We start from the raw sequence: 1,460 nt of genomic DNA on the forward strand, positions 1-1,460 counted from the left end.
TTGAGACGTCAGACATCTCGATCAACTGCCCGGGGGCCTCGCTCGTTGCGCTTCACGGACCGTCACCCGATCGGTGGCCCGCTCGAAGAAGCTCAATCAACCCTCCCGCAACACAGACCGCATGAACCCCATCGCCCCCATAAGGTCCGGCACGAATATCTATCCAAAACACGGCGATGCCGGATAAAACGCCCTCTAAGAGGGCGTTTATGCAGGTCAGGCCCTTTTCGCGACTCTCGTCCCTGCCCTGCTCTGAGGGCTTTCATCCCGTAGGCGGCGAACGACCTTCTCGGGGGCGGACGCTCGGTCATCCGTCTCGTTCGCTTCCATACCCGGAAGTCCGTCTGGTTTGAAGATGCCACGGAATCGCCTGATGGCCAGCGGAATCCATCCCTCCGGCGTGTACATGATCACGGTGTGCCGTGAGTGAGCGCAAGCCGTACCCCAGCGACCTGTCCGACGCCCGATGGGCCTTGATCGAGCCGACGTTGACGGCCTGGAGAAAGGCCCGGCTCGACCGCAGGCCGACCGGAAAGCCGGCCAAAGTCGAACTCCGCGACGTCTTCAACGCAATCCTCTACGTCAACCGCACGGGAATCCCCTGGAAATACCTCCCGCATGACTTCCCGAGCCACGGCACCGTCTATGCCTACTACGCAGCCTGGCGCGACGAAGGGATCTTCGCCCAGCTCAATTACGACCTGACGGGACTGGCTCGCGTGAAGGAGGGGCGTAAGCCCGAGCCGACCGCCTCCGTGATCGACACCCAGAGCGTGAAGACCTCCAACAATGTGCCCCTGACCAGCCAGGGGACCGATGCGGCCAAGAAGATCGTCGGAAGGAAGCGCGGCATCCTCACCGACACGATCGGCCTCATCCTTGCCGTGACCGTCACCGCCGCCGGCCTGTCGGAGAACGCCCTAGGAGTTCGCCTCCTCGACCAGGCGAAGGAGAAGTACCCGACCATCTCCAAGAGCTGGGTCGACACCGGCTTCAAGAACGCCGTCGTCGAGCACGGCGCCCGCCTCGGAATCGACGTCGAGGTCGTCAACAGAAACCCGGACGCCCGTGGGTTTCACGTTGTGAAAATGCGCTGGGTGGTCGAGCGGAGTATCGGTTGGATCATGATGCACCGTCGTCTCGCCCGCGACTACGAGACCCTCACCACCAGCTCCGAAGCCATGATCCACATCGCCTCGGTCGACAACCTCGCCAGGCGCATAACGGACGAGACCACCCCCACCTGGCGAGGAACTTACTAGGGCATCAAGGCAATCTGCCTACTTCAAACGCCCTCTAAGAAGCCGTATCTCAACCGATCTTGGAACGTGTGGATCGAACAGGGTTCCTGGTCGGGTGATCTTCCGGCGGGACGCGCATGAAGGCAGGGCCTCCTGGTAGCTCGGGGGTGCGACCCCATTCCGAGCGGTTCCCGGAGGCCCTGTTGTCGTTGTTGTACG

1 protein-coding gene is annotated in these 1,460 nt (G+C 62.3%); it reads left to right on the forward strand.

Annotated elements, in window-relative coordinates:
• The first annotated feature begins 422 nt into the window (after window positions 1-422).
• Window positions 423-1,262, forward strand: coding sequence for an IS5 family transposase (locus tag AC067M_RS45770; protein ID WP_478702912.1), 840 nt, complete (start codon window positions 423-425; stop codon window positions 1,260-1,262).
• The last annotated feature ends 198 nt before the right edge of the window (window positions 1,263-1,460 follow it).

This window comes from Streptomyces sp. NPDC043427, from assembly GCF_056436655.1.